Annotated in this window: 22 protein-coding genes; 17 read left to right on the top strand and 5 right to left on the bottom strand. The window is 59.4% G+C overall.

The genetic code is table 11. The annotated features are described in order from the left end of the window. Nucleotides 1–272 precede the first annotated feature (272 nt). Nucleotides 273–1,904 carry a Na+/H+ antiporter gene (locus JN524_RS12915; RefSeq protein WP_202369579.1) on the top strand — a complete coding sequence of 544 codons (1,632 nt, stop codon included), beginning with the start codon at nt 273–275 and terminating at the stop codon, nt 1,902–1,904. A gap of 21 nt (nt 1,905–1,925) precedes the next feature. Here JN524_RS12915 and JN524_RS12910 read toward each other — a convergent pair whose 3' ends face one another. The 5 genes from JN524_RS12910 to map all read right to left on the bottom strand — a co-directional run bounded on the left by JN524_RS12910 (nt 1,926) and on the right by map (nt 8,022). After that, entirely contained in the window at nt 1,926–2,570 is a 645-nt protein-coding gene (locus JN524_RS12910; protein ID WP_202369578.1) for a hypothetical protein, read from the bottom strand. A gap of 226 nt (nt 2,571–2,796) precedes the next feature. Continuing rightward, nucleotides 2,797–2,925 (bottom strand): hypothetical protein, encoded by a 129-nt coding sequence (locus JN524_RS27335; RefSeq protein ID WP_272929679.1) that lies wholly within the window; start codon nt 2,923–2,925, stop codon nt 2,797–2,799. 160 nt (nt 2,926–3,085) lie between these two features. Beyond that, nucleotides 3,086–4,285, bottom strand: a complete 1,200-nt coding sequence (gene dapC / locus JN524_RS12905) for a succinyldiaminopimelate transaminase (protein WP_202369577.1) — start codon at nt 4,283–4,285, stop codon at nt 3,086–3,088. 210 nt (nt 4,286–4,495) lie between these two features. Continuing rightward, entirely contained in the window at nt 4,496–7,198 is a 2,703-nt protein-coding gene (locus JN524_RS12900) for a [protein-PII] uridylyltransferase (RefSeq protein ID WP_202369576.1), read from the bottom strand. Between the two features lie 41 nt (nt 7,199–7,239). After that, the gene (map, locus tag JN524_RS12895; protein WP_202369575.1) at nt 7,240–8,022 is read right to left on the bottom strand and encodes a type I methionyl aminopeptidase; all 783 of its coding nucleotides are present in this window, start codon (nt 8,020–8,022) and stop codon (nt 7,240–7,242) included. 373 nt (nt 8,023–8,395) lie between these two features. Here map and rpsB point away from each other — a divergent pair, with 373 nt between their 5' ends. The 16 genes from rpsB to dnaE all read left to right on the top strand — a co-directional run bounded on the left by rpsB (nt 8,396) and on the right by dnaE (nt 26,624). Further along, the gene (gene rpsB, locus JN524_RS12890; RefSeq protein ID WP_003222119.1) at nt 8,396–9,133 is read left to right on the top strand and encodes a 30S ribosomal protein S2; all 738 of its coding nucleotides are present in this window, start codon (nt 8,396–8,398) and stop codon (nt 9,131–9,133) included. Nucleotides 9,134–9,336: 203 nt separating this feature from the next. Continuing rightward, the gene (gene tsf / locus JN524_RS12885) at nt 9,337–10,200 is read left to right on the top strand and encodes a translation elongation factor Ts (RefSeq protein WP_003222121.1); all 864 of its coding nucleotides are present in this window, start codon (nt 9,337–9,339) and stop codon (nt 10,198–10,200) included. Between the two features lie 212 nt (nt 10,201–10,412). Continuing rightward, nucleotides 10,413–11,156 (top strand): UMP kinase, encoded by a 744-nt coding sequence (gene pyrH / locus JN524_RS12880; RefSeq protein WP_003222124.1) that lies wholly within the window; start codon nt 10,413–10,415, stop codon nt 11,154–11,156. Further along, a complete protein-coding gene (gene frr, locus JN524_RS12875) occupies nt 11,153–11,710 on the top strand; it encodes a ribosome recycling factor (RefSeq protein ID WP_003222127.1) in 558 nt (185 codons plus the stop codon). Before pyrH ends, frr begins: the two co-directional genes overlap by 4 nt. A gap of 14 nt (nt 11,711–11,724) precedes the next feature. Then, entirely contained in the window at nt 11,725–12,480 is a 756-nt protein-coding gene (gene uppS / locus JN524_RS12870) for a polyprenyl diphosphate synthase (protein ID WP_003222128.1), read from the top strand. Continuing rightward, nucleotides 12,480–13,286, top strand: a complete 807-nt coding sequence (locus tag JN524_RS12865) for a phosphatidate cytidylyltransferase (protein WP_108181818.1) — start codon at nt 12,480–12,482, stop codon at nt 13,284–13,286. Before uppS ends, JN524_RS12865 begins: the two co-directional genes overlap by 1 nt. Then, nucleotides 13,283–14,473, top strand: coding sequence for a 1-deoxy-D-xylulose-5-phosphate reductoisomerase (gene ispC / locus JN524_RS12860; protein ID WP_202369574.1), 1,191 nt, complete (start codon nt 13,283–13,285; stop codon nt 14,471–14,473). The genes JN524_RS12865 and ispC overlap by 4 nt, the downstream gene beginning before the upstream one ends. Before the next feature lie 54 nt (nt 14,474–14,527). Continuing rightward, the gene (rseP, locus tag JN524_RS12855) at nt 14,528–15,880 is read left to right on the top strand and encodes a sigma E protease regulator RseP (RefSeq protein ID WP_202369573.1); all 1,353 of its coding nucleotides are present in this window, start codon (nt 14,528–14,530) and stop codon (nt 15,878–15,880) included. Nucleotides 15,881–15,954: 74 nt separating this feature from the next. Next, the gene (bamA, locus tag JN524_RS12850) at nt 15,955–18,330 is read left to right on the top strand and encodes an outer membrane protein assembly factor BamA (RefSeq protein WP_202369572.1); all 2,376 of its coding nucleotides are present in this window, start codon (nt 15,955–15,957) and stop codon (nt 18,328–18,330) included. A 45-nt stretch (nt 18,331–18,375) separates the two neighbouring features. Next, complete coding sequence (locus JN524_RS12845) at nt 18,376–18,879, top strand: OmpH family outer membrane protein (protein ID WP_003222140.1); 504 nt, start codon at nt 18,376–18,378, stop codon at nt 18,877–18,879. A 3-nt stretch (nt 18,880–18,882) separates the two neighbouring features. Beyond that, nucleotides 18,883–19,938: a UDP-3-O-(3-hydroxymyristoyl)glucosamine N-acyltransferase gene (lpxD, locus tag JN524_RS12840; protein ID WP_202369571.1), complete on the top strand. Its 1,056-nt coding sequence runs from the start codon at nt 18,883–18,885 to the stop codon at nt 19,936–19,938. A 106-nt stretch (nt 19,939–20,044) separates the two neighbouring features. Further along, a complete protein-coding gene (gene fabZ, locus JN524_RS12835; RefSeq protein ID WP_003222142.1) occupies nt 20,045–20,485 on the top strand; it encodes a 3-hydroxyacyl-ACP dehydratase FabZ in 441 nt (146 codons plus the stop codon). Then, nucleotides 20,482–21,258: an acyl-ACP--UDP-N-acetylglucosamine O-acyltransferase gene (gene lpxA / locus JN524_RS12830; RefSeq protein WP_202369570.1), complete on the top strand. Its 777-nt coding sequence runs from the start codon at nt 20,482–20,484 to the stop codon at nt 21,256–21,258. The genes fabZ and lpxA overlap by 4 nt, the downstream gene beginning before the upstream one ends. Before the next feature lie 2 nt (nt 21,259–21,260). Beyond that, complete coding sequence (gene lpxB, locus JN524_RS12825; RefSeq protein ID WP_237403037.1) at nt 21,261–22,391, top strand: lipid-A-disaccharide synthase; 1,131 nt, start codon at nt 21,261–21,263, stop codon at nt 22,389–22,391. Between the two features lie 8 nt (nt 22,392–22,399). After that, nucleotides 22,400–23,026: a ribonuclease HII gene (rnhB, locus tag JN524_RS12820; RefSeq protein WP_202369620.1), complete on the top strand. Its 627-nt coding sequence runs from the start codon at nt 22,400–22,402 to the stop codon at nt 23,024–23,026. A 76-nt stretch (nt 23,027–23,102) separates the two neighbouring features. Beyond that, nucleotides 23,103–26,624 carry a DNA polymerase III subunit alpha gene (gene dnaE / locus JN524_RS12815; RefSeq protein ID WP_202369569.1) on the top strand — a complete coding sequence of 1,174 codons (3,522 nt, stop codon included), beginning with the start codon at nt 23,103–23,105 and terminating at the stop codon, nt 26,622–26,624. Nucleotides 26,625–26,663: the final 39 nt, after the last annotated feature.

The following is a 26,663-nucleotide window of genomic DNA, read 5'->3' as shown; positions in this document are numbered from 1 at the left end:
GCCCCCTTTACAGGTGCTGGAAAAAAATGGTGTCGGATTATGCCATGACCAAAGCGTTTCGGGCGCCCGGCTTCATTACCCTGCACAAATCCCTGTAGAAGCTGTCGAGTGAAACGAGGCTGCGATCTGTTGATTTTGTTTTTAAACGTCAAAAGATCGCAGCGTGCCGCAGCTCCTACATAGGGCAGTGCGACATAGGTGCAAACGCCAGACGCATCCTAAGCGGCTAATATGGCAGTTCAACGCTGTCGATTGTCTGAGATTTCCGCTTTATGCAAACCGCTTATACCGTCCTGATCCTGCTGATGCTGGTCAGCGTTTCGCGGCTGGTCGGACGGGTCATCCCGCTGCCGCTGCCTCTCGTGCAAATCGCCGCCGGTGCTTTGCTGGCCTGGCCGACACTGGGCCTGCACGTCGCGCTGGACCCCGAATTGTTCCTGTTTCTGTTCCTGCCGCCGCTGCTGTTTTCCGACGGTTGGCGCATGCCCAAACGCGAGTTCTGGCATCTGCGCGGGCCGATCCTGACGCTGGCGGTTGGCCTGGTGCTGTTCACCGTGGTCGGCGCCGGGTACTTCATTCACTGGCTGTTGCCGAGTATTCCGCTGCCGGTGGCCTTCGCGCTGGCCGCCGTGCTCTCGCCGACCGATGCCGTGGCGGTCTCGGCGATCTCGCAGAACCGCTTGCCGACACCGCTGATGCACATCCTGCAAGGCGAGGCGCTGATGAATGATGCCTCGGGTCTGGTGACGTTCAAGTTTGCCTTGGTGGCGGCGGTAACCGGGGTGTTCTCGCTGGCCAATGCCAGCCTGACTTTCGTGCTGGTGGCGGTCGGGGGCTTGGCCGTCGGCGTCGCGCTGAGCTGGCTGGTCGGGCGCTTGCGCGCGTGGATGATTGCCCGGGGCTGGGACGATCCGGCCACCCACGTGGTGTTCATGTTGCTGCTGCCGTTCGCCGCTTATGTATTGGCCGAGCGACTGGGTGCCTCGGGGATTCTTTCGGCGGTGGCGGCGGGGATGATGCAGAGCTGGCTCGATCTGCTGCCGCGGCAGACCAGCACCCGGCTGCTCAATCGCAGCGTCTGGTCATTGCTCGAATTTGCCTTCAACGGTCTGATCTTTCTGCTGCTGGGCCTGCAATTGCCGGACATCATCAAAGCGGTGGTCAGCCACGAGCCGACGTTGTGGCCGACGCTGATGTATCGCGGCCTCGACGTGGTGGCGATTTTCCTCGCGCTGGTGCTGTTGCGCTTTATCTGGGTACAGAGCATCTGGCGCCTGTCGGTACTGCTGCGACGGCTGCGCGGCAAGGGCGACCTGACGCAAGTGCCGACCGCGCGATCCTGCTGGTTGCTGACTGTCGGCGGAGTGCGCGGGGCGGTGACGCTGGCCGGTGTGATGTCGGTGCCGATGTTGATGGGTAGCGAGGCGTTCCCCGAGCGTGATCTGCTGATTTTCATCGCCGCCGGGGTGATTCTGTTGTCGCTTATTTGCGCCTGCATCGCCCTGCCGTTGCTGCTGCGTGGCATCGAGAAAAGCCCGGACGACAAACGTCGTCAGGAAGTGCGCGACGCCTGGCGCAAGACCGCCGAGGCGGCGATCCATGCGCTGGAAACCGAAGAGGTCGGCCCGCAGGATGCGGCGCAGGCCGCACTCTCGGCGGAACTCAAGGCGCGGATCATGTCCGAGTATCGTCATCAGCTCGACGTGTTCAATGATTCGGCCGAAGCCCAGGCGCTGGCGTTCCAGATGGATCTGCTGGAACGCCGTTTGCGCTTGAAGGCGTTGCGGGCGCAGCGCCTGGAGCTGTATAGCCTCAGCCGTCAGCACCAGATCGGTGATGACGTGTTGCGCGAGGTACTGGGTGAGCTCGATTTGAGTGAGGCGAATCTGGGGCAGGTCAAATAGCCCGACACGGACCTGATGCGCTCACTCACTCGCGGGGCAGGGATAAGCGTTCGCCATGAAGATTTTGTCCTGTTCGCTGAGATCCAGATTGATGAAGAGCTGGAAGTCACCGGTGGTCCAGGACTGGCTGATGCGATAGTGCATGATCGACTTTGGATCGTATTCCGAATAAATGCTTTCGTCGGGATTGCCGCGGTCAAAGTACCAGTCGTGCAGGCGTTTGCGCGTCACGCTGGCCTGGGAGTCGTCTTCTTCCGGATCGGCGGTGATTCCAAATTGTGCATAGATGGCTGGCTTGTCCCAGGGAATATCTGCCGTGGGATTGGTCTGTTCATGCTCCGCGCCCAGCATGTGACCGAACTCATGCATGACATTGGCTGCGAAGTAACGTGGCAGACTCGGATGCGGCCACAGTGTCATGGTCGGCTCATCGGGATGTAGCAGAGCATCCGTACCTATCCGGGAGGAAAACGTTCCTTCCTGACTGAGTATGCGGATGTCGCCCACTTCACCTTCAACGAAATCGAATTTCAAGTTGATGTGCGGCAACCAGTTGCTGGCAGCGGCAATGGTCGCGTCCTTGAATTCCTGCGTGCCGTTGAGGAAGGCGATGCGGAGAGTGCTGCCGGGAGTCCAGAATTTTGCCGGATTGTTTTTAGCCCACATTTTACTGAACCTCCGAAGTGCATTTGATGTTGCGGGAGGTGCGTGTGGTTTCGGTTTTTTTGTTTGGCTGAAGCCGGGTTGAGTGCATAACCGAACATCCATGTTTTCATTCGTCATATGTAACTTCTCGGGTTGCTTTTTGTTCCCGGAAAGTCGCTTTGAATGAAGGATGCTAGTTGCTGTGTCTGAGCAGGTAAATTGGATATGTGTACGATTTCATGGCGGGTTACCGTGCCAACAGAACTGGCACGGTAAAGGCGCGATTCAACGAACTCAAAATCAAACTGATATAAGGTGGCCATTTTTCGGAGGCGGCAATGATTTTCTTTTTGTGTTCCGAAGTTGGATTGTCCATGAAGGCTCTTCCTTGATATGTTTTTTTGGTTTTTTTGCGCATGCAAAAAACCACTGCGCAAGATTAATCTTCGGGCAGTGTCTGGAGCAGTCGTAAAGTGGTTTTGAATGTAACTTGAAGGGTATATCCGTGCCAGATGACTGGCACGGATATTAACAACTCAGTGTTGGCGGGTGATGAAGTTACGGATCCGTTCTGCAGCTTCCACACATTCAGCCAAAGGCGCAACCAGTGCCATGCGCACGCGCCCGGCGCCCGGATTTACGCCGTCTACCTCGCGCGACAGATACGAGCCTGGCACCACGGTCACATGCTCCTGCTCGAACAGGTCCCGGCAGAATGCGGCATCGTCACCGGCCACGTTTGGCCAGAGGTAGAAGCTGCCGTCCGGACGCTGTACGTCCATCACCGGGCTGAGAATTGCCAGCACTGCGTCGAACTTCTCGCGGTACAGCGCACGGTTGGCACGCACATGCACTTCGTCATTCCACGCGGCAACGCTGGCCAGTTGGGTTTGCACCGGCATCGCGCAACCGTGGTAGGTGCGGTACAGCAGGAAACCCTTGAGGATATCCGCGTCACCGGCGACGAACCCGGAGCGCAGGCCCGGCAGGTTGGAGCGCTTGGACAGGCTGTGGAACACCACGCAACGCTTGAAGTCCTTGCGGCCGAGTTCGACGCAGGCGCTGAGCAGGCCCGGCGGCGGGGTCTGTTCGTCGAAGTACAGTTCGCTGTAGCACTCGTCGGCGGCGATCACGAAGTCGTATTCGTCGGCCAGGGCGATGAGTTTTTTCAGTACATCAACCGGGATCAGTGCGCCGGTCGGGTTGCCTGGCGAGCACAGAAACAGGATCTGGCAGCGTTTCCAGATGTCCGGTGACACGGCGTCGAAGTCCGGGTTGAAGCCGTTTTCGTCCAGGCATGGCAGGTAGTGCGGCTTGGCCCCGGCGAGGAACGCTGCGCCTTCGTAGATCTGATAGAACGGGTTCGGGCTGACCACCAGTGCATCGTCGCCACGGTTGACCACGGTCTGGGTGAAGGCGAACAGCGCTTCGCGGGTACCGTTGACCGGCAGCACATTGCGCGCCGGATCAATCCAGCCGCTCGGCACGCCAAAGCGACGTTCGCACCAGCCGGCGATGGCTTCGCGCAGGGCCGGGATGCCGAGGGTGGTCGGGTACACCGCCATCTGATCCAGATTGTTCGCCAGCGCTTCGGCGACAAAGCTTGGCGAGCGATGTTTCGGCTCGCCGATCGACAGGGCGATCGGGCGTTTGTCCGGGTTCGGCGTGACCGTGCCGAGCAGGGCGCGGAGTTTTTCGAACGGGTAGGGCTGGAGCTGGTTCAGAGCGTTGTTCATGGGGGCCTCGTTCAATGTGGAGAGAACTCCGTGGCGAGGGGATTTATCCCCGATCGGCTGCGCAGCAGTCGCAAAACCATCGCGTGCGGTGTAGCGGATACACCGCGATTGCAGGTTTTTGGGGCCGCTTCGCAACCCATCGGGGATAAGTCCCCTCACCACAAAAGCCCCGGGCAGCTATATCTGCCTCCACAGGGATAGTTTGTTAATTCAAATACTGATGCGCGAAAGCTTGATATCCGGTTCCTGATTGACGCTCAGTTGTTCGACGATTGCGTCCTGCAGGCGACTGCACAGCAGCGGGTCGGAGAGCGGCTGGTTGTGGGCGTCGGTGATGAAGAACACGTCTTCTACGCGTTCGCCCAGGGTCGCAATCTTGGCGTTCTGCAGCGACAGGTCGAACTCGAGGAAGATCCCGCCGATCCGCGCCAGCAGGCCCGGGCGATCCGGTGCCGTCAGTTCCAGCACCGTCACCGGACGCTGGGCGTCGTTATGGATTGTCACCTGCGGCGCGAAGGCGAAGTGCTTGAGTTGGCGCGGCACCCGGCGCTGGATGATTGTCGGGTAATCGTCAGGATTGCGCAGCGCTTCGGTCAGGCCGTCGCGAATCTGTTTGACCCGGGTCGGGTTGTCGCCGATCGAGTCGCCGTCGGTGTCGAGCACGATGTAGGTGTCGAGGGTGAACTGGCTGCTCGAAGTGATGACCCGCGCGTCGTGAATGTTCAGGTTGAGCTGGTCCATCGCGGCCACGGTCACGGCGAAGAAATCGTGCTGGTCCGGGGCGTAGATGAAGATCTGCGTGCCACCTTCGAACTCGCGCTGGGTGGTTTCCTTGATCAGCACCAGCGGACCGCCATCGGCCGGCTGCTGCAGGATCGCGTCACTGTGCCAGGCCACGTCGCCGGCGGTGTGACGCAGGAAATAGTCATCGCCCAACTGCGCCCACAACTGCTCGACGTCGTCCGGATCGGTGCCGCCGCGCACGAGGATGTCCAGCGCCGCACTCTGGGTCTGGCGGATCTGCTCTTCGCGATCCACCGGATTTTCCAGGCCACGGCGCAGAGCGCGTTTGGTCTCGGTGTAGAGCTGGCGCAGCAGGCTGGCGCGCCACGAATTCCATAGGGTCGGGTTGGTGGCGTTGATGTCGGCCACGGTCAGCACATACAAGTAGTCCAGACGGGTCTCGTCGCTGACGATCTGCGCGAAGTCGTGGATCACCTGCGGATCGGACAGATCCTTGCGCTGCGCGGTGGTCGACATCACCAGATGGTTCTGCACCAGCCAGACGATCAGGCGGCTGTCCCACAGGGGCAACTGATGGCGCTGGCAGAACGCTTCGGCATCGACTGCGCCGATGTCCGAGTGATCGCCATGCCGGCCCTTGCCGATGTCGTGGTACAGACCGGCCATGTAGATCAGTTCAGGCTTGGGCAGTTTAGCCATGAGCTTGGCGGCCAACGGGAATTTTTCCGACACCTGGGTGTACTGCAACTTACGCAGGTGCTTGATCAGGTTCAGCGTGTGCGCATCGACCGTATAGATGTGGAACAGGTCGTGCTGCATCTGCCCGACGATGAAGCCGAACTCCGGCAGATAGCGCCCGAGGATGCCGTAGCGGTTCATCCGGCGCAGGTTGCGGTGCACGCCGATCTTGCACTTGAACAGCTCGATGAACAGGCTGGTGTTGCGGATATCGTTGCGGAAGTTGTCGTCGATCAGGTGCCGGTTCTCGCGCAGCAGACGAATGGTGTCAGCGCGCACGCCTTTGATTTCCGGTTGCTGGGCCATCAGCACGAAGATCTCGAGCATGGCGAACGGCGTGCGGCGGAATACGTTGTCGTTGCGTGCTTCGATGTAGCCGTCGTGCAACTGGAAGCGCGAGTTGATCGGCTGCGGCGGTGCTTCGTCTTCCGGGGCGAGGATCACTTCCTCGAAGTGCTGGATGATCAGGTCGCTGAGCTGGGCGATGCTCATGACCACGCGGAAGTACTGCTGCATGAAGTTTTCGACGGCCTGTTTGGCGTCGTCGCCTTCAAAACCGAGCAGGCCGGCGATGGTCCGTTGATGATCGAACAATAGGCGGTCTTCCGAGCGCCCGGCGAGCATGTGCAGGGCGTAACGCACTTTCCAGAGGAATTCCTGGGACGACGCCAACAGGGCGTTTTCGCTCTCGACCAGGAAACCTTCACCGGCGAGGGCGCGCAGGTTCAGGGTGCCGTACTGACGCCGGGCCACCCACAAAATCGTCTGGATGTCCCGCAGGCCGCCGGGCGAGCCTTTGACGTTGGGTTCCAGGTTGTATTCGGTGTCGTTGTACTTGTGGTGACGGGCCTTTTGCTCGGCGCGTTTGGCCAGGAAAAACTCCTTGGCCGGCCACATGTGCGCGGTGCTGGTGACATCGAGCATGCGCTGGCGCAGGCGCTCGGGGCCGCAGATGGTGCGGCTTTCCATCAGGTTGGTGACCACCGTCAGGTCGGCGCGGGCTTCTTCGGCGCATTCGTCGACCGAGCGTACGCTCTGACCGACTTCCAGGCCGATGTCCCACAGCAGCGTCAGAAAACGCTCGATGGAATCGCGGAAGACTTCGTGATCGGCGCTGTCCAGCAGGATCAGCAGGTCGATGTCGGAATAGGGGTGCAACTCACCCCGGCCGTAGCCGCCGACCGCGACCAGCGCGATATCGGCGTCTTCGCTCCAGTTGAACTGCTCCCAGGCTTTTTGCAGGATGTTGTCGACGAACCATGCACGGTCTTCGATCAGTCGGCGGATGTCGCGGCCGCTGCGAAAACGCGTGTCGAGGACCTCGCGCGCCTGGCGGATCGCCTTCTTGAACGCCGCGATGGGACTCGCTTTCAGGGCCAGTTCAGCCTGGAACTGGCCGCGGTCGAAGAGTTCGGGATCCACCTGCGGCATCGATTGGCTTTCCTTCTATAAGGCTGGGAGCGTTCTTGGGATCAGGCCGAGACGCGCGGGATGGTGTCATCGGTGCGCAGGGTGAAAATCTCGTAGCCAGTGTCGGTCACCAGCAGGGTGTGTTCCCACTGCGCCGAGAGCTTGCGGTCCTTGGTGATCGCGGTCCAGCCGTCGCCCAGTACCTTGGTGTCGGCCTTGCCCTGGTTGATCATCGGTTCGATGGTGAAGGTCATGCCGGCCTTCAGTTCCATGCCGGTGCCGGCGCGACCGTAATGCAGGATCTGCGGCTCTTCGTGGAACACCTTGCCGATGCCGTGGCCGCAGAACTCGCGAACCACCGAGAAACCGTTCTTTTCCGCGTGCTTCTGGATGATTTCACCGATGTCGCCGAGGCGGCAGCCAGGTTTGACGATTTCGATCGCCTTGTACATGCATTCCTGAGTGACCTGCGACAGGCGTTCGGCCCAGACCGGCACTTCGCCGACGTGGAACATGCGGCTGGTGTCGCCGTGGTAGCCGTCCTTGATCACGGTGACGTCGATGTTCAGCGTGTCGCCATTCTTCAGCGGCTTGTCATTCGGGATGCCGTGGCAGACCACGTGATTGATCGAGGTGCAGATCGACTTCGGGTAGCCCTTGTAGTTGAGCGGGGCAGGGATGGCCTGCTGCACGTTGACGATGTAGTCGTGGCAGATCTGGTTCAGTTGATCGGTGGTCACGCCCGGTTTGACGTGTTCGGCAATCATTTCCAGCACATCGGCGGCCAGTTTGCCGGCGACACGCATGCCAGCGATGTCCTCGGGGGTTTTGAGGTTGACGGTCATACAGGCTCTCTCTGCGCTCGGCGGCGCTTGCTGATACGGATAGGGTGGCAGGTGTGCGTTTTGCGACCCTGAAAAACCCGATTCTAACAGACGAAAGGCGCAAATCCGCGCCTGCGTGCATCGTCTCTCTCTATACAATGGTGTGTCTGAAGGCGATTCCAAGGGGGCTGCGCCCATGTCCCTGGTGCGATTACAGATTCCGGGTTCCGTTTCTGCGCACCCTGTGGTATAAAATGCGCCGCTTTCCGGGGATACCCCGAAAAGCTTAAATCCACACACGTGTCGACACGATGACCTGGGTGCTTTTGGCTTTATGCCACTGGTTGGTCATTGGGATACGTGGAGGCCAAACCCGACTTATTAAGGAACTATCATGTCCCAAGTCAACATGCGCGATATGCTGAAGGCCGGTGTGCACTTCGGTCACCAAACCCGTTACTGGAATCCGAAAATGGGTAAGTACATTTTCGGCGCGCGTAACAAGATTCACATCATCAACCTTGAAAAAACCCTGCCAATGTTCAACGAAGCTCTGACTTTCGTAGAGCGTCTGGCCCAGGGCAAAAACAAGATTCTGTTCGTCGGCACCAAGCGTTCCGCTGGCAAGATCGTTGCTGAAGAAGCAGCACGTTGCGGTTCGCCGTACGTCGATCACCGCTGGTTGGGCGGCATGCTGACCAACTTCAAAACCATTCGTGCTTCCATCAAGCGTCTGCGTGACCTTGAAGTTCAAGCCGAAGACGGTACTTTCGCCAAGCTGACCAAGAAAGAAGCGCTGATGCGCTCCCGTGACCTGGAAAAGCTGGATCGTTCGCTGGGCGGCATCAAGGACATGGGCGGTCTGCCAGACGCACTGTTCGTGATCGACGTTGACCACGAGCGCATCGCGATCACCGAAGCCAACAAGCTGGGCATCCCGGTCATCGGCGTTGTCGATACCAACAGCAGCCCGGAAGGCGTTGACTACATCATCCCAGGCAACGATGACGCAATCCGCGCTATCCAGCTGTACATGGGTTCGATGGCTGACGCAGTGATCCGTGGTCGCAACAATGTTGCTGGCGGCACTGTTGAATTCGCAGCTGAAGAAACTCAGGCTGCAGCTGAGTAATCGACGCCCTGGCGTTGACTCAGTAAGCAAAAAGGGGGCTTGGCCCCCTTTTTGCCACCTCGAAAACCGTTTGTTGGCGCCCACTTGTGGCAGCGCACCTCCTGCATTTGTAACGTGCAGCAGCTACAAGGTGTTTCGGGAAGAATTGAACGCCCGTTCGATCGGGTGGAATGGTTGAAAACCTATCCAAGAGGAATTTGAAAATGGCAGCAATTACTGCAGCGTTGGTTAAAGAACTGCGCGAGCGTACCGGCGAAGGCATGATGGACTGCAAGAAAGCCCTGGAAAAGGCTGACGGCGACATCGAAAAAGCCATTGATGACATGCGTGCTTCGGGCGCGATCAAGGCTGCGAAAAAGGCTGGCAACGTTGCCGCTGAAGGCGCAATCGCAATCAAGGACGACGGTAAGGCTGCCGTTATCCTGGAAGTGAACTCGCAGACCGACTTCCTGGCTCTGCAAGACGACTTCAAAAACTTCGTCGCTGCCAGCGTTGAAAAGGCTTTCGCTGACAAGCTGACCGACGCTGCTCCGCTGATCGCTTCGCAAGAAGCTGCTCGCGAAGCTCTGGTTGCCAAAGTAGGCGAGAACGTCAACATCCGTCGTCTGACCCGTATCGAAGGTGACGTTGTAGGTTCCTACCTGCACGGCAACAAGATCGGTGTTGTTGTGGCTCTGAAAGGCGGTGACGTCGAGCTGGCCAAAGACATCGCGATGCACGTAGCTGCCAGCAACCCTGAGTTCCTGCTGCCTTCGCAGGTTTCGGCTGAAGCGATCGAGCGTGAAAAAGCTGTGTTCCTGCAGCTGAACGAAGAGAAGATCAAAGGCAAGCCAGAAAACATTGTTGAGAACATGGTCAAAGGCCGTATCAGCAAGTTCCTGGCAGAAGCAAGCCTGGTTGAGCAGGCGTTCGTCAAGAACCCTGAAATCAAGGTTGGCGAGCTGGCCAAGAAAGGCGGCGCAGAAATCGTTTCCTTCACCTACTTCAAAGTAGGCGAAGGCATCGAGAAGCCGGTCGACAACTTCGCTGAAGAAGTTGCTGCCCAGCTGGCTGCCGCCAAGCAATAAGACGGTTTTTCAACTGTCGCCCGAAAGAGGCTGCCCGCTCACGCGCGCAGCCTCTTTTCAGATGGGGTTACCAATTTTTAATTGGTTTCCACTGGGAACTGACTTACAAAGCCAGGTTCCGATGGCGCTGAAGCAGCGCCAAGCTAGAGTGAACGGCAGCTGTAAAACAGCTTGCACAGAATTTTTTAAATACGCCGCAGGAGAGATTGGCAATGGCTCAGCAGGGCAGTGGTTATCAGGCTCGCTATAAACGCATTCTACTCAAGCTTAGCGGCGAGGCCCTGATGGGCTCGGAAGAGTTCGGGATCGATCCGAAAGTGCTGGATCGGATGGCGCTGGAAGTCGGCCAACTGGTCGGCATCGGCGTACAGGTCGGTCTGGTGATCGGCGGTGGCAACCTGTTCCGTGGCGAGGCCTTGAGCAAGGCTGGCATGGATCGGGTGACAGGTGACCACATGGGCATGCTGGCCACTGTGATGAACGCCCTGGCCATGCGTGATGCGCTGGAGCGTGCCAATATCTCGGCCATCGTGATGTCGGCCATTTCCATGGTTGGCGTGACCGATCACTATGATCGCCGCAAAGCCATGCGCCACCTGAACTCCAAGGACGTGGTGATTTTCGCCGCCGGTACCGGCAATCCGTTCTTTACCACGGATTCGGCAGCCTGCCTGCGTGCCATCGAGATCGACGCCGACGTCGTTCTGAAGGCGACCAAGGTCGATGGCGTCTATACCGCTGACCCGTTCAAAGACCCGCATGCCGAGAAGTTCGATCATCTGACTTATGATGAAGTTCTGGATCGCAAGCTGGGTGTAATGGATCTGACAGCAATTTGCCTGTGCCGCGACCACAAGATGCCGCTGCGCGTATTCAACATGAACAAGCCTGGCGCCCTGCTGAACATCGTGCATGGCGGCGCTGAAGGCACTCTGATCGAGGAAGGTCAACAATGATCAACGAAATCAAGAAAGACGCTCAAGAGCGCATGCAGAAATCCCTGGACTCTCTGGCCCATGCATTCGGTCAGATTCGTACTGGCAAGGCTCACCCAAGCATCCTGGGCAGCGTGATGGTGCCGTACTACGGCGCAGACACTTCCATCACTCAAGTGGCCAACATCACGGTAAAAGACTCCCGCACCCTGCAAGTCGTCGCTTTCGAGCGCAACATGCTGGCGGCCGTCGACAAAGCGATCCAGAGCGCCGGTCTGAACCTGAACCCGACCAACCTGGGTGAACTGCTGCTGATCTCCATGCCGGCCCTGACCGAAGAAACCCGTAAAGGCTTCACCAAGCAGGCGCGTGCAGCAGCCGAAGATGCGCGTGTTGCTGTGCGCAATATCCGTCGTGATGCGCTGGGCGATCTGAAGAAACTGGTCAAGGATAAGGAAATCAGCGAAGACGAAGAGCGTCGTGCCACCGCTGATATCGACAAGCTGACCAAAGACTTCGAGGCCCAGATCACCAAGGCCACGGACGAGAAAGAAAAAGACCTGATGGCCGTATAAGGGTCGAGTTTTAAATGGACAAGACCAAGCAGTCTGCGCCGTCCGCGGTGCCGCGCCATGTCGCGATCATCATGGATGGCAATAATCGCTGGGCGAAAAAACGCTTTATGCCGGGTGTCGCCGGGCATAAGGCCGGCGTGGATGCCGTGCGGGCGGTAATCGAGGTGTGCGCCGAGGCCAAGGTCGAAGTGCTCACCTTGTTCGCCTTTTCCAGTGAAAACTGGCAACGCCCGGCCGATGAAGTCAGTGCCTTGATGGATCTGTTCTTCAAGGCGCTGCGTCGTGAGGCCAAGCGTCTCAACGACAACAACATCAGCTTGCGCATTATTGGCGATCGCTCGCGTTTCCATCCTGAGCTTCAGGCCGCGATGCGTGAAGCGGAAGCCATGACCGCCGGTGCCAACCGCTTCATCCTGCAGATCGCCGCCAACTACGGCGGTCAGTGGGATATTGCCCAGGCGGCGCAGCGTCTGGCGCGTGAAGTCCAGGCCGGGCATCTGCGTCCGGAAGACATCACTCCGGATCTGCTGCAGACCTGTCTGGCCACCGGCGACCTGCCGTTGCCGGACCTGTGCATCCGCACCGGTGGCGAGCACCGCATCAGCAACTTCCTGCTGTGGCAACTGGCGTACGCCGAGTTGTACTTCTCCGACCTGTTCTGGCCGGACTTCAAACACGAAGCCATGCGCACCGCGCTGGCCGATTTCGCTTCGCGCCAGCGTCGCTTCGGTAAAACGAGCGAACAGGTCGAAGCTGGAGCCCGGGTTTAATGCTTAAACAACGAATCATCACTGCGCTGATCCTGCTGCCGATTGCTTTGTGCGGGTTTTTCCTGCTCGAAGGCTCCGGTTTTGCGCTGTTCATCGGTCTGGTCGTAAGCCTGGGCGCCTGGGAATGGGCGCGTCTGGCCGGATTTACCGCGCAGTCGTTCCGTGTCGGCTTTGCCGCTGTCGTCGCGCTGATGCTGTTCGTCATGTACGTCCTGCCGGGCCTCGCCCCTTGGGTGTTGGGCGCTTCGGTGTTGTGGTGGGCAGTGGCGACGTATCTGGTGCTGACGTACCCGCGCTCGAGCGAGCACTGGTCCACGGCGGCCACCAAACTGGTGATCGGCTTGCTGATCCTGCTGCCAGCCTGGCAAGGGCTGGTGCAGATCAAGCAGTACCCACTGGGTAACTGGCTGATCATGGCGGTGATGGTGCTGGTTTGGGGGGCCGACATCGGTGCTTACTTCTCCGGCCGTGCTTTCGGCAAGCGCAAGCTGGCGCCACAAGTCAGCCCGGGTAAAAGTTGGGAAGGCGTTTATGGTGGCCTGGCGCTGAGTCTGGTGATCACCGCGATCGTCGGCCTGGTTCGCGACTGGACGGTGGCTGAGCTGCTCAAGGGGCTGGTCGGCGCTGCATTGATCGTATTCATTTCGGTGGTGGGCGACCTCACCGAAAGCATGTTCAAGCGTCAGTCCGGCATCAAGGACAGCAGCAACCTGCTGCCCGGTCATGGCGGTGTGCTTGATCGCATCGACAGCCTGACGGCTGCGATCCCGATTTTTGCCGTATTGCTGTGGATGGCTGCACCGTGAGCCGCCCGCAACAGATTACCGTTCTGGGGGCCACCGGCTCGATCGGTCTGAGCACCCTTGACGTCATCGCTCGACATCCCGAGCGTTATCAGGTTTTCGCCCTGAGTGGTTTCACGCGCCTGACCGAGTTGCTGGCCTTGTGCATCCGTCATGTGCCGCAGTTTGCGGTGGTGCCGGAAGTGGCGGCGGCGCGCGGTTTGCAGGACGACCTGCGGGCTGCCGGCCTGTCCACTCGCGTATTGGTCGGGGAGGAGGGGCTGTGCCAGGTCGCCTCCGCGCCCGAAGTCGATGCCGTGATGGCCGCCATCGTCGGTGCCGCGGGCCTGCGCCCGACCCTGGCAGCGGTAGAGGCCGGGAAGAAAATCCTTCTGGCCAACAAAGAAGCGCTGGTGATGTCCGGCGCGCTGTTCATGCAGGCCGTGCACAAGAGCGGTTCGGTGTTGCTGCCGATCGACAGCGAGCACAACGCGATCTTCCAGTGCATGCCGCAGGATTTTGCCCGCGGGCTGGGTGCGGTCGGCGTGCGACGGATTTTGCTGACGGCTTCGGGCGGTCCTTTCCGTCAGACGCCGATGAGCGAGCTGGCGCATGTTTCGCCTGATCAGGCGTGTGCGCACCCGAACTGGTCGATGGGTCGCAAGATCTCGGTGGACTCGGCCAGCATGATGAACAAGGGGTTGGAGTTGATCGAGGCCTGCTGGCTGTTCGATGCCAAGCCATCGCAGGTGGAGGTGGTGATTCATCCGCAGAGTGTGATTCACTCGCTGGTCGACTATGTGGATGGCTCGGTATTGGCGCAGTTGGGCAACCCTGACATGCGCACGCCGATTGCCAACGCATTGGCCTGGCCTGAGCGGATCGACTCGGGTGTGGCACCGTTGGATCTGTTTGCCGTTGCGCGCCTGGATTTCGAGGCACCGGACGAACAGCGCTTCCCTTGTCTGCGCCTGGCGCGGCAGGCGGCGGAGGCTGGCAACAGTGCGCCGGCCATGCTCAATGCGGCCAACGAAGTGGCAGTCGCGGCGTTTCTCGACGGACGCGTTGGCTATCTGGAAATCGCGAGTATCATCGAGGACGTGCTGAACCTTGAGCCAGTGGTTGCGCTTGAGGATCTGGATGCGGTGTTTACCGCAGACGCGAAAGCGCGGATTCTGGCCGAACAATGGCTTGATCGTCACGGCCGATAGCCGTTGCAGAACCATGGCTTCACGCGGCACTGAACAGGATTGCGGAGAAAGTAGATGAGCGCGCTCTATATGATTGCCGGCACCCTGATCGCTTTGGGTGTGCTGGTCACCTTTCACGAATTCGGCCACTTCTGGGTCGCGCGTCGCTGTGGCGTCAAGGTTTTGCGTTTCTCCGTGGGCTTCGGCATGCCCTTGCTGCGCTGGCACGACAAGCAGGGTACCGAGTTTGTCGTCGCCGCGATTCCGCTGGGTGGCTACGTCAAAATGCTCGATGAGCGTGAGGGCGAAGTACCGGCCGATCAGCTTCATCAATCCTTCAATCGCAAATCGGTTCGCCAGCGCATCGCCATTGTCGCGGCGGGACCGATCGCCAACTTCCTGCTGGCCCTGGTGTTTTTCTGGGTGCTGGCGATGCTCGGCAGTGAGCAGATCCGTCCGGTCATCGGTGCCGTCGAGTCCGGCAGCATCGCGGCCAAGGCCGGTTTGAGTGCCGGTCAGGAAATCGTCGCCATCGATGGCGAGCCGACTTCCGGCTGGGCGGCCGTCAATTTGCAGTTGGTCCGTCGTCTTGGGGAAAGCGGTTCCCTGCAATTGCTCGTGCGCGAGCAGGGCTCTACCGCGGACACGCCCCGTGAGCTGGCGCTGGATCATTGGCTCAAAGGCGCCGATGAGCCTGATCCGATTCGCTCACTGGGTATTCGCCCATGGCGCCCGGCCTTGCCGCCGGTGCTGGCCGAGCTCGATCCAAAAGGTCCGGCGCAAGCCGCTGGTCTGAAAACCGGCGACCGCCTGTTGGCGCTCGATGGCCAGGCGCTGGGTGACTGGCAGCAAGTGGTCGATACCGTTCGTACGCGTCCTGATACCAAAATCTTGCTGCGCGTCGAGCGCGACGGTGCTCAAATCAACGTCCCGGTGACCCTGGCTGCGCGTGGCGAAAGCAAGGCGCCGAGCGGTTATCTGGGTGCTGGCGTGAAAGCTGTGGACTGGCCGCCGGAAATGATCCGCGAGGTCAGTTATGGCCCGTTGGCCGCGATTGGCGAGGGTGCCCGGCGTACCTGGACCATGAGCATCCTGACGCTGGACTCACTGAAGAAAATGCTGTTTGGCGAGCTCTCGGTAAAAAACTTGAGTGGGCCGATAACCATTGCTAAAGTGGCGGGCGCTTCTGCCCAGTCGGGCGTTGCTGATTTCCTGAATTTCCTTGCTTATCTGAGTATTAGCCTGGGGGTTCTGAATTTGCTGCCCATTCCTGTACTGGATGGGGGGCATTTGTTGTTTTATCTGATTGAGTGGGTGCGTGGTCGCCCCTTGTCGGATCGGGTGCAAGGTTGGGGGGTGCAGATCGGTATCAGTTTGGTGGTCGGAGTGATGTTGCTTGCTCTGGTCAATGATCTGGGTCGACTGTAAAGCTTCGCTGAATTGCGAATCTGCCGCATTTTGCGGCAGTTTGTTTATTGCCAGTTGGAATAAGAAAGGACTTCATGAAACGTCTGCTGCTAACTGCGGTTCTCACCGTATTGATGATCGCCGAAGTTCACGCCGAGTCCTTCACTATCTCTGATATTCGCGTCAATGGCCTCCAGCGGGTCTCCGCGGGTAGCGTCTTTGGTGCCTTGCCGTTGAACGTCGGCGAGCAGGCGGATGATCGTCGCCTGGTGGAATCCACTCGTGCGTTGTTCAAAACCGGTTTCTTTCAAGATATCCAGCTGGGCCGCGAAGGCAACGTTCTGGTGATCACGGTCGTCGAACGTCCGTCGGTCGCGAGTATCGAGATCGAAGGCAACAAGGCGATCTCTACCGAAGACCTGATGAAAGGCCTGAAGCAATCCGGTCTGTCCGAAGGCGAGATCTTCCAGCGCGCCACCCTCGAAGGTGTCCGTAACGAGTTGCAACGTCAGTACGTTGCCCAGGGCCGTTACTCGGCGACTGTCGATACCGAAGTGGTTTCGCAGCCGCGTAACCGTGTTGCGCTGAAAGTGAAAATCAACGAAGGCACCGTGGCGGCCATCCAGCACATCAACGTGGTGGGTAACACGGTCTTCCCTGATGACGATCTGATCGACCTGTTCGAGCTGAAAACCACCAACTGGCTGTCGTTCTTCAAGAACGACGACAAGTACGCCCGTGAAAAACTCTCCGGTGACCTGGAGCGCCTGCGTTCCTACTATCTGGATCGTGGCTACATCAACATGGATATCGCTTCGACCCAGGTGTCCATCACCCCGGACAAGAAGCACGTCTACATCACCGTCAACATCACCGAAGGCGAGAAGTACACCGTTCGTGACGTCAAGCTCAGCGGTGACCTGAAAGTGCCTGAGGACCAGGTCAAGTCGCTGTTGCTGGTGCAGAAAGGCCAGGTGTTCTCGCGCAAGCTGATGACCACCACCTCCGAACTGATCACTCGCCGTCTGGGTAACGAGGGTTACACCTTCGCCAACGTCAATGGCATACCTCAGCCGCATGACGACGATCATACTGTGGACATCCTGTTCGCCGTCGATCCAGGCAAGCGCGCCTACGTCAACCGCATCAACTTCCGTGGCAACACCAAGTCCGAGGACGAAGTGCTGCGTCGTGAAATGCGCCAGATGGAGGGTGGCTGGGCTTCGACCTACCTGATCGACCAGTCCAAGACCCGTCTTGAACGTCTGGGCTTCTTTAAAGAAGTGAACGTCGAGACGCCGGCTGTTCCGGGTGTCGACGACCAGGTTGACGTGAACTACGCCGTTGAGGAGCAGGCTTCCGGTTCGATCACCGCCAGCGTCGGTTTCGCCCAGAGCGCCGGTCTGATCCTCGGTGGTTCGATCACCCAGAACAACTTCCTGGGTACCGGTAACCGTGTGAGCGTGGGCCTGACCCGCAGTGAATACCAGAGCCGTTACAACTTCGGCTACGTTGACCCCTACTGGACCGCCGATGGCGTGAGCTTGGGTTACAACGCGTTCTATCGCACCACCGACTACAAAGATCTCAACATCGACGTAGCCAGCTATGCGGTAGACAGCCTGGGTGCCGGCGTCAACGTTGGCTATCCGATCAGCGAGACTTCGCGTCTGACCTTCGGCCTGTCCGCACAGCAGGACAAGATCAAGACCGGTCAGTACACCGTTGACGAGATCTTCGACTTCGTTAACAAGGAAGGCGATCAGTACCTGAACTTCAAGGCATCGGCCGGTTGGTCCGAGTCGACCCTGAACAAGGGTGTATTGCCGACCCGTGGCCGTTCCCAGAGCCTGACGCTGGAAACCACGATTCCAGGCAGCGACCTGTCGTTCTACAAACTCGACTACCGTGGTCAGTTGTTCCAGCCGATCACCGAGAACTACACCCTGCGTCTGCACACCGAGCTGGGTTATGGCGACGGCTATGGTTCGACCGACGGCTTGCCGTTCTATGAAAACTACTATGCTGGTGGTTTCAACTCGGTTCGCGGTTTCAAGGACAGCACGCTGGGTCCTCGCAGTACTCCGAGTCGTGGTACCAACCCGGGTACTTCGGTTGACCCGGACCAGGATCCGCTGCCGTTCGGTGGTAACGTCCTGATCCAGGGTGGTGCCGAGGTTCTGTTCCCGCTGCCGTTCGTCAAGGATCAACGCTCCTTGCGTACCTCGGTATTCTGGGACGTGGGTAACGTTTTCGATTCGCAGTGCAAGGACACCACCAACGCAAATGGCTCGACGTCCAACACCAAGTGTAACGACATCAGCCTGAGCAACATGGCCAGTTCTGTTGGTGTGGGTGTGACCTGGGTCACCGCACTGGGTCCTCTGAGTTTTGCTCTGGCGATGCCGGTCAAGAAGCCGGATAACGCTGAAACTCAAGTGTTCCAATTCTCCCTCGGCCAGACGTTCTAAGCGTCTGACCCAAGATAACGACAATGGATTTTGTAGGAGTGCATCGTGCGTAAGTTGACTCAATTGGTTCTCCTGGCCTCCGTACTGGTGGCAGGCCCGGCGTTCGCCGACATGAAAATCGCCGTTCTGAACTATCAGATGGCATTGCTGGAATCCGATGCGGCCAAGAAATACGCCGTGGATGCCGAGAAGAAGTTCGGTCCGCAACTGACCAAGCTCAAGACGCTGGAAAGCAGCGCCAAGGGCATTCAGGACCGTCTGATGGCCGGTGGCGACAAGATGCAGCAGGGCGAGCGTGAGCGTCTGGAGCTTGAATTCAAGCAAAAGGCCCGTGACTTCCAGTTCCAGTCCAAGGAGCTGAACGAAGCCAAGGCAGTTGCCGACCGCGAAATGCTCAAGCAGCTGAAGCCGAAACTGGATAGCGCAGTGGAAGAAGTCATCAAGAAAGGTGGTTTTGACCTAGTGTTCGAGCGTGGCGCAGTGATCGATGTCAAACCTCAGTACGACATCACGCGCCAGGTTATCGAGCGCATGAATCAGCTGAAGTAACCCATGACCGTGACTATCAAGCTCGGCCAGTTGGCCGAGTTCCTCGGCGCCACCCTGCGTGGCGACCCCGAGACGCAAATTACTGGGCTAGCCACCTTGCAGGAGGCTGGCCCAGCTCAGTTGAGCTTTCTGGCAAATCCTCAATATCGCAAATACCTGGCAAGTTCCCAGGCGGCTGCGCTGTTGCTCAAGGAAGCCGATGCCGAAGGTTTTGCCGGCAACGCCCTGGTGGTGCCGGATCCTTACCTGGCTTACGCCCGTATCTCTCACCTGTTCGATCCCAAACCGAAAGCCGCTGCGGGTGTTCATCCCACAGCGGTGATTGCGCCGGATGCGGAGGTTGATCCAAGCGCCAGCATCGGCCCGTTCGTGGTGATCGAGGCCGGTGCGCGCATCGGCGCGCAAGTCACCCTGGGCGCACATTGCGTCATCGGTGCCCGCAGTGAAATCGGCGAGGGCGGCTGGCTGGCTCCTCGGGTGACGCTGTACCACGACGTGCGCATCGGCAAGCGGGTGGTGATCCAGTCCGGTGCCGTGCTCGGCGGTGAAGGTTTCGGTTTTGCCAACGAGAAAGGTGTCTGGCAGAAAATCGCCCAGATCGGCGGCGTGACCATCGGCGACGATGTCGAGATCGGCGTGAATACCGCCATCGACCGTGGCGCGCTGGCAGATACCGTGATCGGCAACGGCGTGAAACTCGACAACCAGATCCAGATCGCACACAACGTCCAGGTCGGTGATCACACTGCGATGGCGGCGTGTGTCGGTATCTCCGGCAGTACCAAAATCGGCAAGCATTGCATGCTCGCTGGTGGCGTCGGCCTGGTTGGGCACATCGATATTTGCGACAACGTTTTCCTGACCGGGATGACCATGGTGACCCACTCGATTACCGAGCCGGGTGCCTATTCTTCCGGCACAGCCATGCAACCGGCGGCCGAATGGCGCAAAAGCGCGGCCCGCATCCGTCAGCTCGATGACCTCGCGCGACGTTTGAAGCAGCTGGAAAAGCGCGTCGGGGAAGTGACCCCCGGCAGCAATGCTTCATCTGATGGCTGATACCATTTCCATATCAAGTGTGCACAGCCTCTAGACTGCCTCCTTGATTTGCTAGAGGAGTGCGCGTCAGTCGCGCTCCCAATCTTTACATAGGCTTCCCCCCGAAATGATGGACATCAACGAGATTCGCGAATACCTGCCTCACCGTTACCCGTTCCTGCTGGTGGACCGGGTGGTGGAACTGGACACTGAAGGCAAGCGCATTCGCGCCTACAAGAATGTCAGCATCAATGAGCCATTCTTCAACGGCCACTTCCCGGCGCACCCGATCATGCCGGGCGTACTGATTATCGAAGCAATGGCCCAGGCTGCCGGGATCCTCGGTTTCAAAATGCTCGACGTGAAACCGGCCGATGGCACCCTTTACTACTTCGTCGGTTCCGACAAGCTGCGTTTCCGTCAGCCAGTGCTTCCGGGTGATCAGTTGATCCTGGAAGCCAAGTTCATCAGCTGCAAGCGTCAGATCTGGAAATTCGAATGCCAGGCTTCGGTCGATGGCAAGCCAGTCTGCTCGGCTGAAATCATCTGCGCGGAACGCAAGCTATGAGTTTGATTGACCCTCGCGCAATCATCGATCCGTCGGCCATTGTGGCTGACGGCGTCGAGGTCGGCCCGTGGTCGATCATCGGCGCAGGTGTGGAAATCGGCGAGGGTACTGTGATCGGACCGCATGTGGTCCTCAAAGGCCCGACCCGCATCGGCAAGCACAATCGCATCTACCAGTTTTCATCGGTCGGTGAAGACACCCCTGACCTGAAGTACAAGGGTGAGGAAACCCGTCTGGTGATCGGTGACCACAACGTCATTCGCGAAGGTGTGACGATTCACCGTGGCACCGTGCAGGACCGTTCGGAAACCACGCTGGGCGATCACAACCTGATCATGGCCTACGCCCACATCGGGCATGACAGCGTGATCGGCAACCACTGCATTCTGGTCAACAACACCGCGTTGGCCGGGCATGTGCACGTTGACGATTGGGCGATCCTCTCCGGTTTCACCCTGGTGCATCAGTATTGCCACATTGGCGCCCACAGCTTTTCCGGCATGGGCACCGCCATCGGCAAGGACGTTCCGGCGTTCGTCACCGTGTTCGGCAACCCGGCCGAAGCGCGCAGCATGAACTTCGAAGGCATGCGCCGTCGTGGTTTCAGTGAAGACGCGATTCATGCTCTGCGTCGCGCTTACAAAACCGTGTATCGCCAGGGCCTGACCGTGGAGCAAGCGTTGGCCGAATTGGCCGAGCCTGCTGTGCAGTTCCCGGAAGTTGCGCTGTTTCGTGACTCGATCCAGTCGTCGACTCGCGGCATCACCCGCTGATCATGGCCAGTCTGCGTATTGCGCTGGTGGCGGGAGAGGCTTCCGGTGATATTTTGGGCGCCGGTCTGATGCGCGCCCTCAAGGCTCAACATCCGGCAGTCGAGTTCATCGGTGTCGGCGGCCCGTTGATGCAGGCCGAGGGCCTGACGTCTTATTTCCCCATGGAACGTCTGTCGGTCATGGGGCTGGTGGAAGTCCTCGGACGGCTGCGCGAGTTGCTCAAGCGCCGCAAGGACCTGATCGCCACGTTGATTGCCGAGAAACCTGACGTGTTCATCGGCATCGACGCTCCCGATTTCAACCTCAACATCGAACTCAAGCTGCGTCAGGCCGGGATCAAAACCGTGCATTACGTCAGCCCTTCGGTGTGGGCGTGGCGCCAGAAGCGTGTGCTGAAGATTCGCGAAGGTTGCGATCTGATGCTCACCCTGTTGCCGTTCGAAGCAAAATTCTACGAAGAGAAAGGCGTGCCGGTGCGGTTCGTCGGTCATACGCTGGCCGATACCATTCCGCTGCAAGCCGATCGCGCCGCAGCGCGTGCCGAACTCGGCTTGCCCGACGGGCCGCTGGTGGCGTTGATGCCCGGCAGTCGCGGTGGTGAAGTCGGCCGTCTCGGTGCGCTGTTCCTGGATACGGCCGAGCGTCTGCGGGCCATGCGCCCGGGGCTGCGTTTCGTCATACCGTGCGCGAATGCCGAGCGCCGCGCTCAGCTCGAAGAGTTGCTGGTTGGCCGCGACTTGCCGGTAACCTTGCTCGACGGCAAGTCGCATCTGGCCTTGGCGGCGTGTAACGCGGTGCTGATCGCCTCCGGCACGGCGACGCTTGAAGCGTTGCTGTACAAGCGGCCAATGGTCGTTGCGTATCGCCTGGCGCCGCTGACCTTCTGGATTCTCAAGCGCATGGTCAAGAGCCCGTACGTGTCGCTGCCAAACCTGTTGGCCCAGCGTCTGTTAGTGCCGGAACTGTTGCAGGATGATGCGACAGTCGAGGCATTGGCGCAGACCCTGGCGCCGCTGATCGAAGGCGGCGAAGAACAGACCCGTGGCTTTGACGAGATCCACCGTACCTTGCGGCTGGATGCTTCCAATCAGGCGGCGGATGCCGTCCTCAACCTGATCGGTCAGAAACAATGAGCAAGACGATGCAGATGGGCCTGGATTTCACCCTGGTTGCCGAAGTCGAAGAGCTGGTGGCCGGTGTCGACGAAGTCGGTCGCGGCCCGTTGTGCGGCGCGGTGGTCACGGCGGCGGTGATCCTCGATCCGAACCGGCCGATCCTCGGCCTCAACGATTCGAAGAAGCTCACCGAAGCCAGGCGCGAGAAGCTCTACGACGAGATCATCGAGAAATCCCTGAGCTGGTGCATCGCCCGCGCCGAAGTCGAGGAAATCGACGAGCTGAACATTTTGCACGCGACCATGCTTGCCATGCAGCGCGCGGTGGCCGGGCTGCATATTCAGCCGAAACTGGCGATGATCGACGGTAACCGCTGCCCGAAACTGCCGATGCGCGCCGAAGCGGTGGTGCAGGGCGACGGCAAGGTGCCGGCCATCGCTGCCGCGTCGATTCTGGCCAAAGTCAGCCGCGACCGTGAAATGGCTGCATTCGAATTGATCTACCCGGGGTACGGCATCGGCGGCCATAAAGGCTATCCGACGCCCGTTCATCTGGAAGCGTTGGTGCGGCTTGGCCCGACACCGATTCACCGGCGCTCCTTCGCCCCAGTGCGTCAGGCTTACGAGGCGCTTGAAGGCCTGACGCAGGTTTAGGCGCAAGGCTGATGTTTTGTTCGAGGCCCGGTACAATCCGGGCCTTGTTGTCTCTATGTAACTGGACAGGATCACTATGCCGGCTTCATTCGTTCATCTACGCCTGCACACTGAATACTCCCTGGTCGACGGGCTGGTGCGGATCAAGCCACTGGTCAAGGCGCTGACCGGCATGAACATGCCCGCCGTGGCGGTCACCGATCAGAACAACATGTGTTCCCTGGTCAAATTCTATAAAAACGCCATGGGCGCCGGCATCAAGCCGATCTGCGGTGCCGACCTGTGGCTGTCGAACAATGATCCGGACGGGCCATTGAGCCGGATCAGCCTGTTGGTGATGAACGCCAAGGGCTATCGCAATCTCACCGAGCTGATCTCGCGCGGCTTCATCGAAGGCCAGCGTAACGGCATGATCATCATCGAGCGCGAATGGGTCGCCGAGGCCAACGAAGGCCTGATCATGCTGTCCGCCGCCAAAGAAGGCGAGATCGGCATGGCCATGATCAGTGGCAACCCGGACGAAGCCGAGACGCTGGCGCGCGAATGGATGGCGGTGTTCCCGGATCGTTTCTATCTGGAGATCCAGCGCACCAATCGCCCCAACGACGAAGAGCAACTGCACGGTGCCGTGGCTCTGGCCGACAAGCTCGGCGCGCCGCTGGTGGCGACCAACGATGTGCGCTTCATCAAGCAGGAAGACTTCGCTGCCCACGAAACCCGCGTGTGCATCGGTGAGGGCCGCGCCCTCGACGATCCGCGGCGTTCGAAGAATTACAGCGATCAGCAATACCTCAAAAGCGCCGAGGAAATGGCCGAGCTGTTCAGCGACATTCCTGACGCCATCGAAAACACCGTCGAGATCGCCAAGCGCTGCAACATTGAAGTGAAGCTGGGCACGCACTTCCTGCCCAACTTCCCGATTCCCGATGGCATGACCATCGACGAATATTTCCGCAAGGTGTCCTTTGAAGGTCTCGAAGAACGCCTCGCGGTGCTGCTGCCCAAGGACACCACCGAAGACTACGAAGCCAAGCGTCAGGTCTACGTCGATCGCTTGAATTTCGAGCTGGATATCATCATCCAGATGGGCTTCCCCGGTTACTTCCTGATCGTGATGGACTTTATCCAGTGGGCCAAGAACAACGGGGTGCCGGTAGGTCCTGGCCGTGGGTCGGGTGCCGGCTCGCTGGTGGCTTACGTGCAGAAGATCACTGACCTTGATCCGCTGGAATACGACCTGCTGTTCGAACGTTTCCTTAACCCGGAGCGGGTATCGATGCCCGACTTCGACGTCGACTTCTGCATGGACGGTCGTGACCGGGTGATCGACTACGTGGCCGAGAAATACGGTCGCAACGCGGTGAGCCAGATCATCACCTTCGGTTCCATGGCTGCCAAGGCTGTGGTGCGCGACGTGGCGCGGGTGCAGGGCAAGTCCTACGGTCTGGCGGATCGTCTGTCGAAGATGATTCCGTTCGAAGTCGGCATGACCCTGGAAAAAGCCTACGAGCAGGAAGAGATCCTGCGTGACTTCATCAAGGTCGATGAGGAGGCGGCGGAAATCTGGGAGATGGCGCGCAAGCTTGAGGGCGTGGTGCGTAACGTCGGCAAGCACGCCGGTGGTGTGGTAATCGCGCCGACCAAGCTGACCGACTTCTCGCCGATCTATTGCGACGAGGCCGGTGACGGTCTGGTAACCCAGTTCGACAAGGACGACGTGGAGGCCGCCGGTCTGGTGAAGTTCGACTTCCTCGGCCTGCGGACCCTGACGATCATCGACTGGGCGCTGAAAACCATTAACCGCGACCGTGCCAAGGTCGGCGAAGAGCCGCTGGACATCGCGTTTATCCCGCTCGACGACAAACCGACTTACAGCTTGCTGCAGAAAGCCGAAACCACGGCGGTGTTCCAGCTTGAATCGCGCGGCATGAAAGAGCTGATCAAAAAGCTCAAGCCCGACTGCCTGGAAGACTTGATCGCACTGGTAGCCCTGTTCCGTCCGGGCCCGCTGCAGTCCGGCATGGTGGACGACTTCATCAACCGTAAGCACGGTCGAGCCGAACTGGCGTACCCGCACTCGGACTACCAGTACGAAGGCCTCAAGCCGGTACTGGCGCCGACTTACGGCATCATCCTGTATCAGGAGCAGGTGATGCAGATTGCCCAGGTCATGGCCGGTTACACCCTCGGTGGTGCGGACATGCTGCGGCGAGCCATGGGTAAGAAAAAACCCGAGGAAATGGCCAAGCAGCGTGGCGGCTTCATTGAAGGTTGCGCGACCAACAACATCGACGCCGACCTCGCCGGTAACATTTTCGACCTGGTGGAGAAATTCGCCGGTTATGGCTTCAACAAATCCCACTCCGCCGCCTACGGCCTGGTGTCGTACCAGACTGCCTGGCTGAAAGCGCACTACCCGGCGCCGTTCATGGCCGCGGTACTCTCGGCGGATATGCACAACACCGACAAGGTCGTGACCTTGATCGAGGAAGTGCGCACGATGAAGCTGCGCCTCGACGCGCCGGACGTGAACACTTCGGAGTTCAAGTTCACGGTGAACGACGACGGCCGCATCGTCTATGGCCTCGGCGCGATCAAAGGTGTCGGCGAAGGTCCGGTGGAAGCGATCACCGAGGCGCGTCAGGACGGTCCGTTCAAGGATCTTTTCGACTTCTGCGCCCGGGTCGACCTCAAACGCATCAACAAGCGCACGCTGGACGGTCTGATCCGCAGCGGCGCGCTGGATCGCCTCGGCCCGTACTTCCACGATGAGCAAAAGGCTTATCAGGCCAACATCGACCGCAACCGTGCGGTGCTTCTGGCGGCGATGGAGGAGGCGATCAAGGCCGCCGAACAGACCGCCCGTACCCACGACAGTGGCCACGCCGACCTGTTTGGCGGGCTGTTTGTTGAAGAAGATGCCGACGTTTACGCGACGCATCGCAAGGCCAAGGAGCTGACCCTCAAGGAACGTCTCAAGGGTGAGAAAGACACCTTGGGCCTGTACCTGACCGGGCACCCGATCGACGAGTACGAGGGCGAGATTCGCCGTTTCGCCCGGCAGCGCATCATCGACCTGAAACCGGCCCGCGACACGCAAACCGTGGCCGGGATGATCATTGCGCTGCGGGTGATGAAGAACAAGAAGGGCGACAAGATGGGCTTCATCACCCTCGACGACCGCTCGGGGCGGATCGAGGCATCGCTGTTCGCCGATGCGTTCCACTCCGCGCAGTCGCTGTTGCAGACCGACGCGATGGTGGTGGTTGAAGGCGAAGTCAGCAACGATGATTTCTCCGGCGGCCTGCGCCTGCGGGTCAAGCGGGTGATGAGCATGGAAGATGCGCGGACCAATCTGGCCGAAAGCCTGCGCCTGAAGCTGCACACTCAGGACTTGAAAGGCGATCAGCTACGCTGGTTGGGTGAGCTGCTCAAGCGTCACCGCGGGGCGTGCCCGATCACCATGGAGTACACCAGTCCCGATGCGAAGACCTTGCTGCAGTTCGGCGAGACCTGGCGAATCGACCCGGCGGATGCGTTGATTCAAGCCCTGCGTGACCAGTTCGGGCGAGACAACGTCTTCCTCCAATACCGTTGACCGGCAAGTGCCATCATTGCGCTTGCCCGCAACCTGAAT

The organism is Pseudomonas sp. MWU318 (assembly GCF_016756945.1).
Lineage (GTDB): Bacteria > Pseudomonadota > Gammaproteobacteria > Pseudomonadales > Pseudomonadaceae > Aquipseudomonas > Aquipseudomonas putida_A.
Note: the sequence above shows the minus strand (reverse complement) of the source record. Positions and strands in the feature narration are given on the sequence as shown.

Bases quoted from the DNA above. Each gene is read 5' to 3' on its own strand.
- bamA (WP_202369572.1), top strand. From the start codon at position 15,955: ATGAAACGTCTGCTGCTAACTGCGGTTCTCACCGTATTGATGATCGCC.
- JN524_RS12900 (WP_202369576.1), bottom strand. From the start codon at position 7,198: ATGCCGCAGGTGGATCCCGAACTCTTCGACCGCGGCCAGTTCCAGGCT.
- JN524_RS12865 (WP_108181818.1), top strand. From the start codon at position 12,480: ATGCTTAAACAACGAATCATCACTGCGCTGATCCTGCTGCCGATTGCT.
- frr (WP_003222127.1), top strand. From the start codon at position 11,153: ATGATCAACGAAATCAAGAAAGACGCTCAAGAGCGCATGCAGAAATCC.
- lpxA (WP_202369570.1), top strand. From the start codon at position 20,482: ATGAGTTTGATTGACCCTCGCGCAATCATCGATCCGTCGGCCATTGTG.
- lpxD (WP_202369571.1), top strand. From the start codon at position 18,883: ATGACCGTGACTATCAAGCTCGGCCAGTTGGCCGAGTTCCTCGGCGCC.
- map (WP_202369575.1), bottom strand. From the start codon at position 8,022: ATGACCGTCAACCTCAAAACCCCCGAGGACATCGCTGGCATGCGTGTC.
- lpxB (WP_237403037.1), top strand. From the start codon at position 21,261: ATGGCCAGTCTGCGTATTGCGCTGGTGGCGGGAGAGGCTTCCGGTGAT.
- rseP (WP_202369573.1), top strand. From the start codon at position 14,528: ATGAGCGCGCTCTATATGATTGCCGGCACCCTGATCGCTTTGGGTGTG.
- pyrH (WP_003222124.1), top strand. From the start codon at position 10,413: ATGGCTCAGCAGGGCAGTGGTTATCAGGCTCGCTATAAACGCATTCTA.
- JN524_RS12915 (WP_202369579.1), top strand. From the start codon at position 273: ATGCAAACCGCTTATACCGTCCTGATCCTGCTGATGCTGGTCAGCGTT.
- JN524_RS12910 (WP_202369578.1), bottom strand. From the start codon at position 2,570: ATGTGGGCTAAAAACAATCCGGCAAAATTCTGGACTCCCGGCAGCACT.
- rpsB (WP_003222119.1), top strand. From the start codon at position 8,396: ATGTCCCAAGTCAACATGCGCGATATGCTGAAGGCCGGTGTGCACTTC.
- rnhB (WP_202369620.1), top strand. From the start codon at position 22,400: ATGCAGATGGGCCTGGATTTCACCCTGGTTGCCGAAGTCGAAGAGCTG.
- fabZ (WP_003222142.1), top strand. From the start codon at position 20,045: ATGATGGACATCAACGAGATTCGCGAATACCTGCCTCACCGTTACCCG.
- uppS (WP_003222128.1), top strand. From the start codon at position 11,725: ATGGACAAGACCAAGCAGTCTGCGCCGTCCGCGGTGCCGCGCCATGTC.
- dapC (WP_202369577.1), bottom strand. From the start codon at position 4,285: ATGAACAACGCTCTGAACCAGCTCCAGCCCTACCCGTTCGAAAAACTC.
- dnaE (WP_202369569.1), top strand. From the start codon at position 23,103: ATGCCGGCTTCATTCGTTCATCTACGCCTGCACACTGAATACTCCCTG.
- JN524_RS27335 (WP_272929679.1), bottom strand. From the start codon at position 2,925: ATGGACAATCCAACTTCGGAACACAAAAAGAAAATCATTGCCGCCTCC.
- tsf (WP_003222121.1), top strand. From the start codon at position 9,337: ATGGCAGCAATTACTGCAGCGTTGGTTAAAGAACTGCGCGAGCGTACC.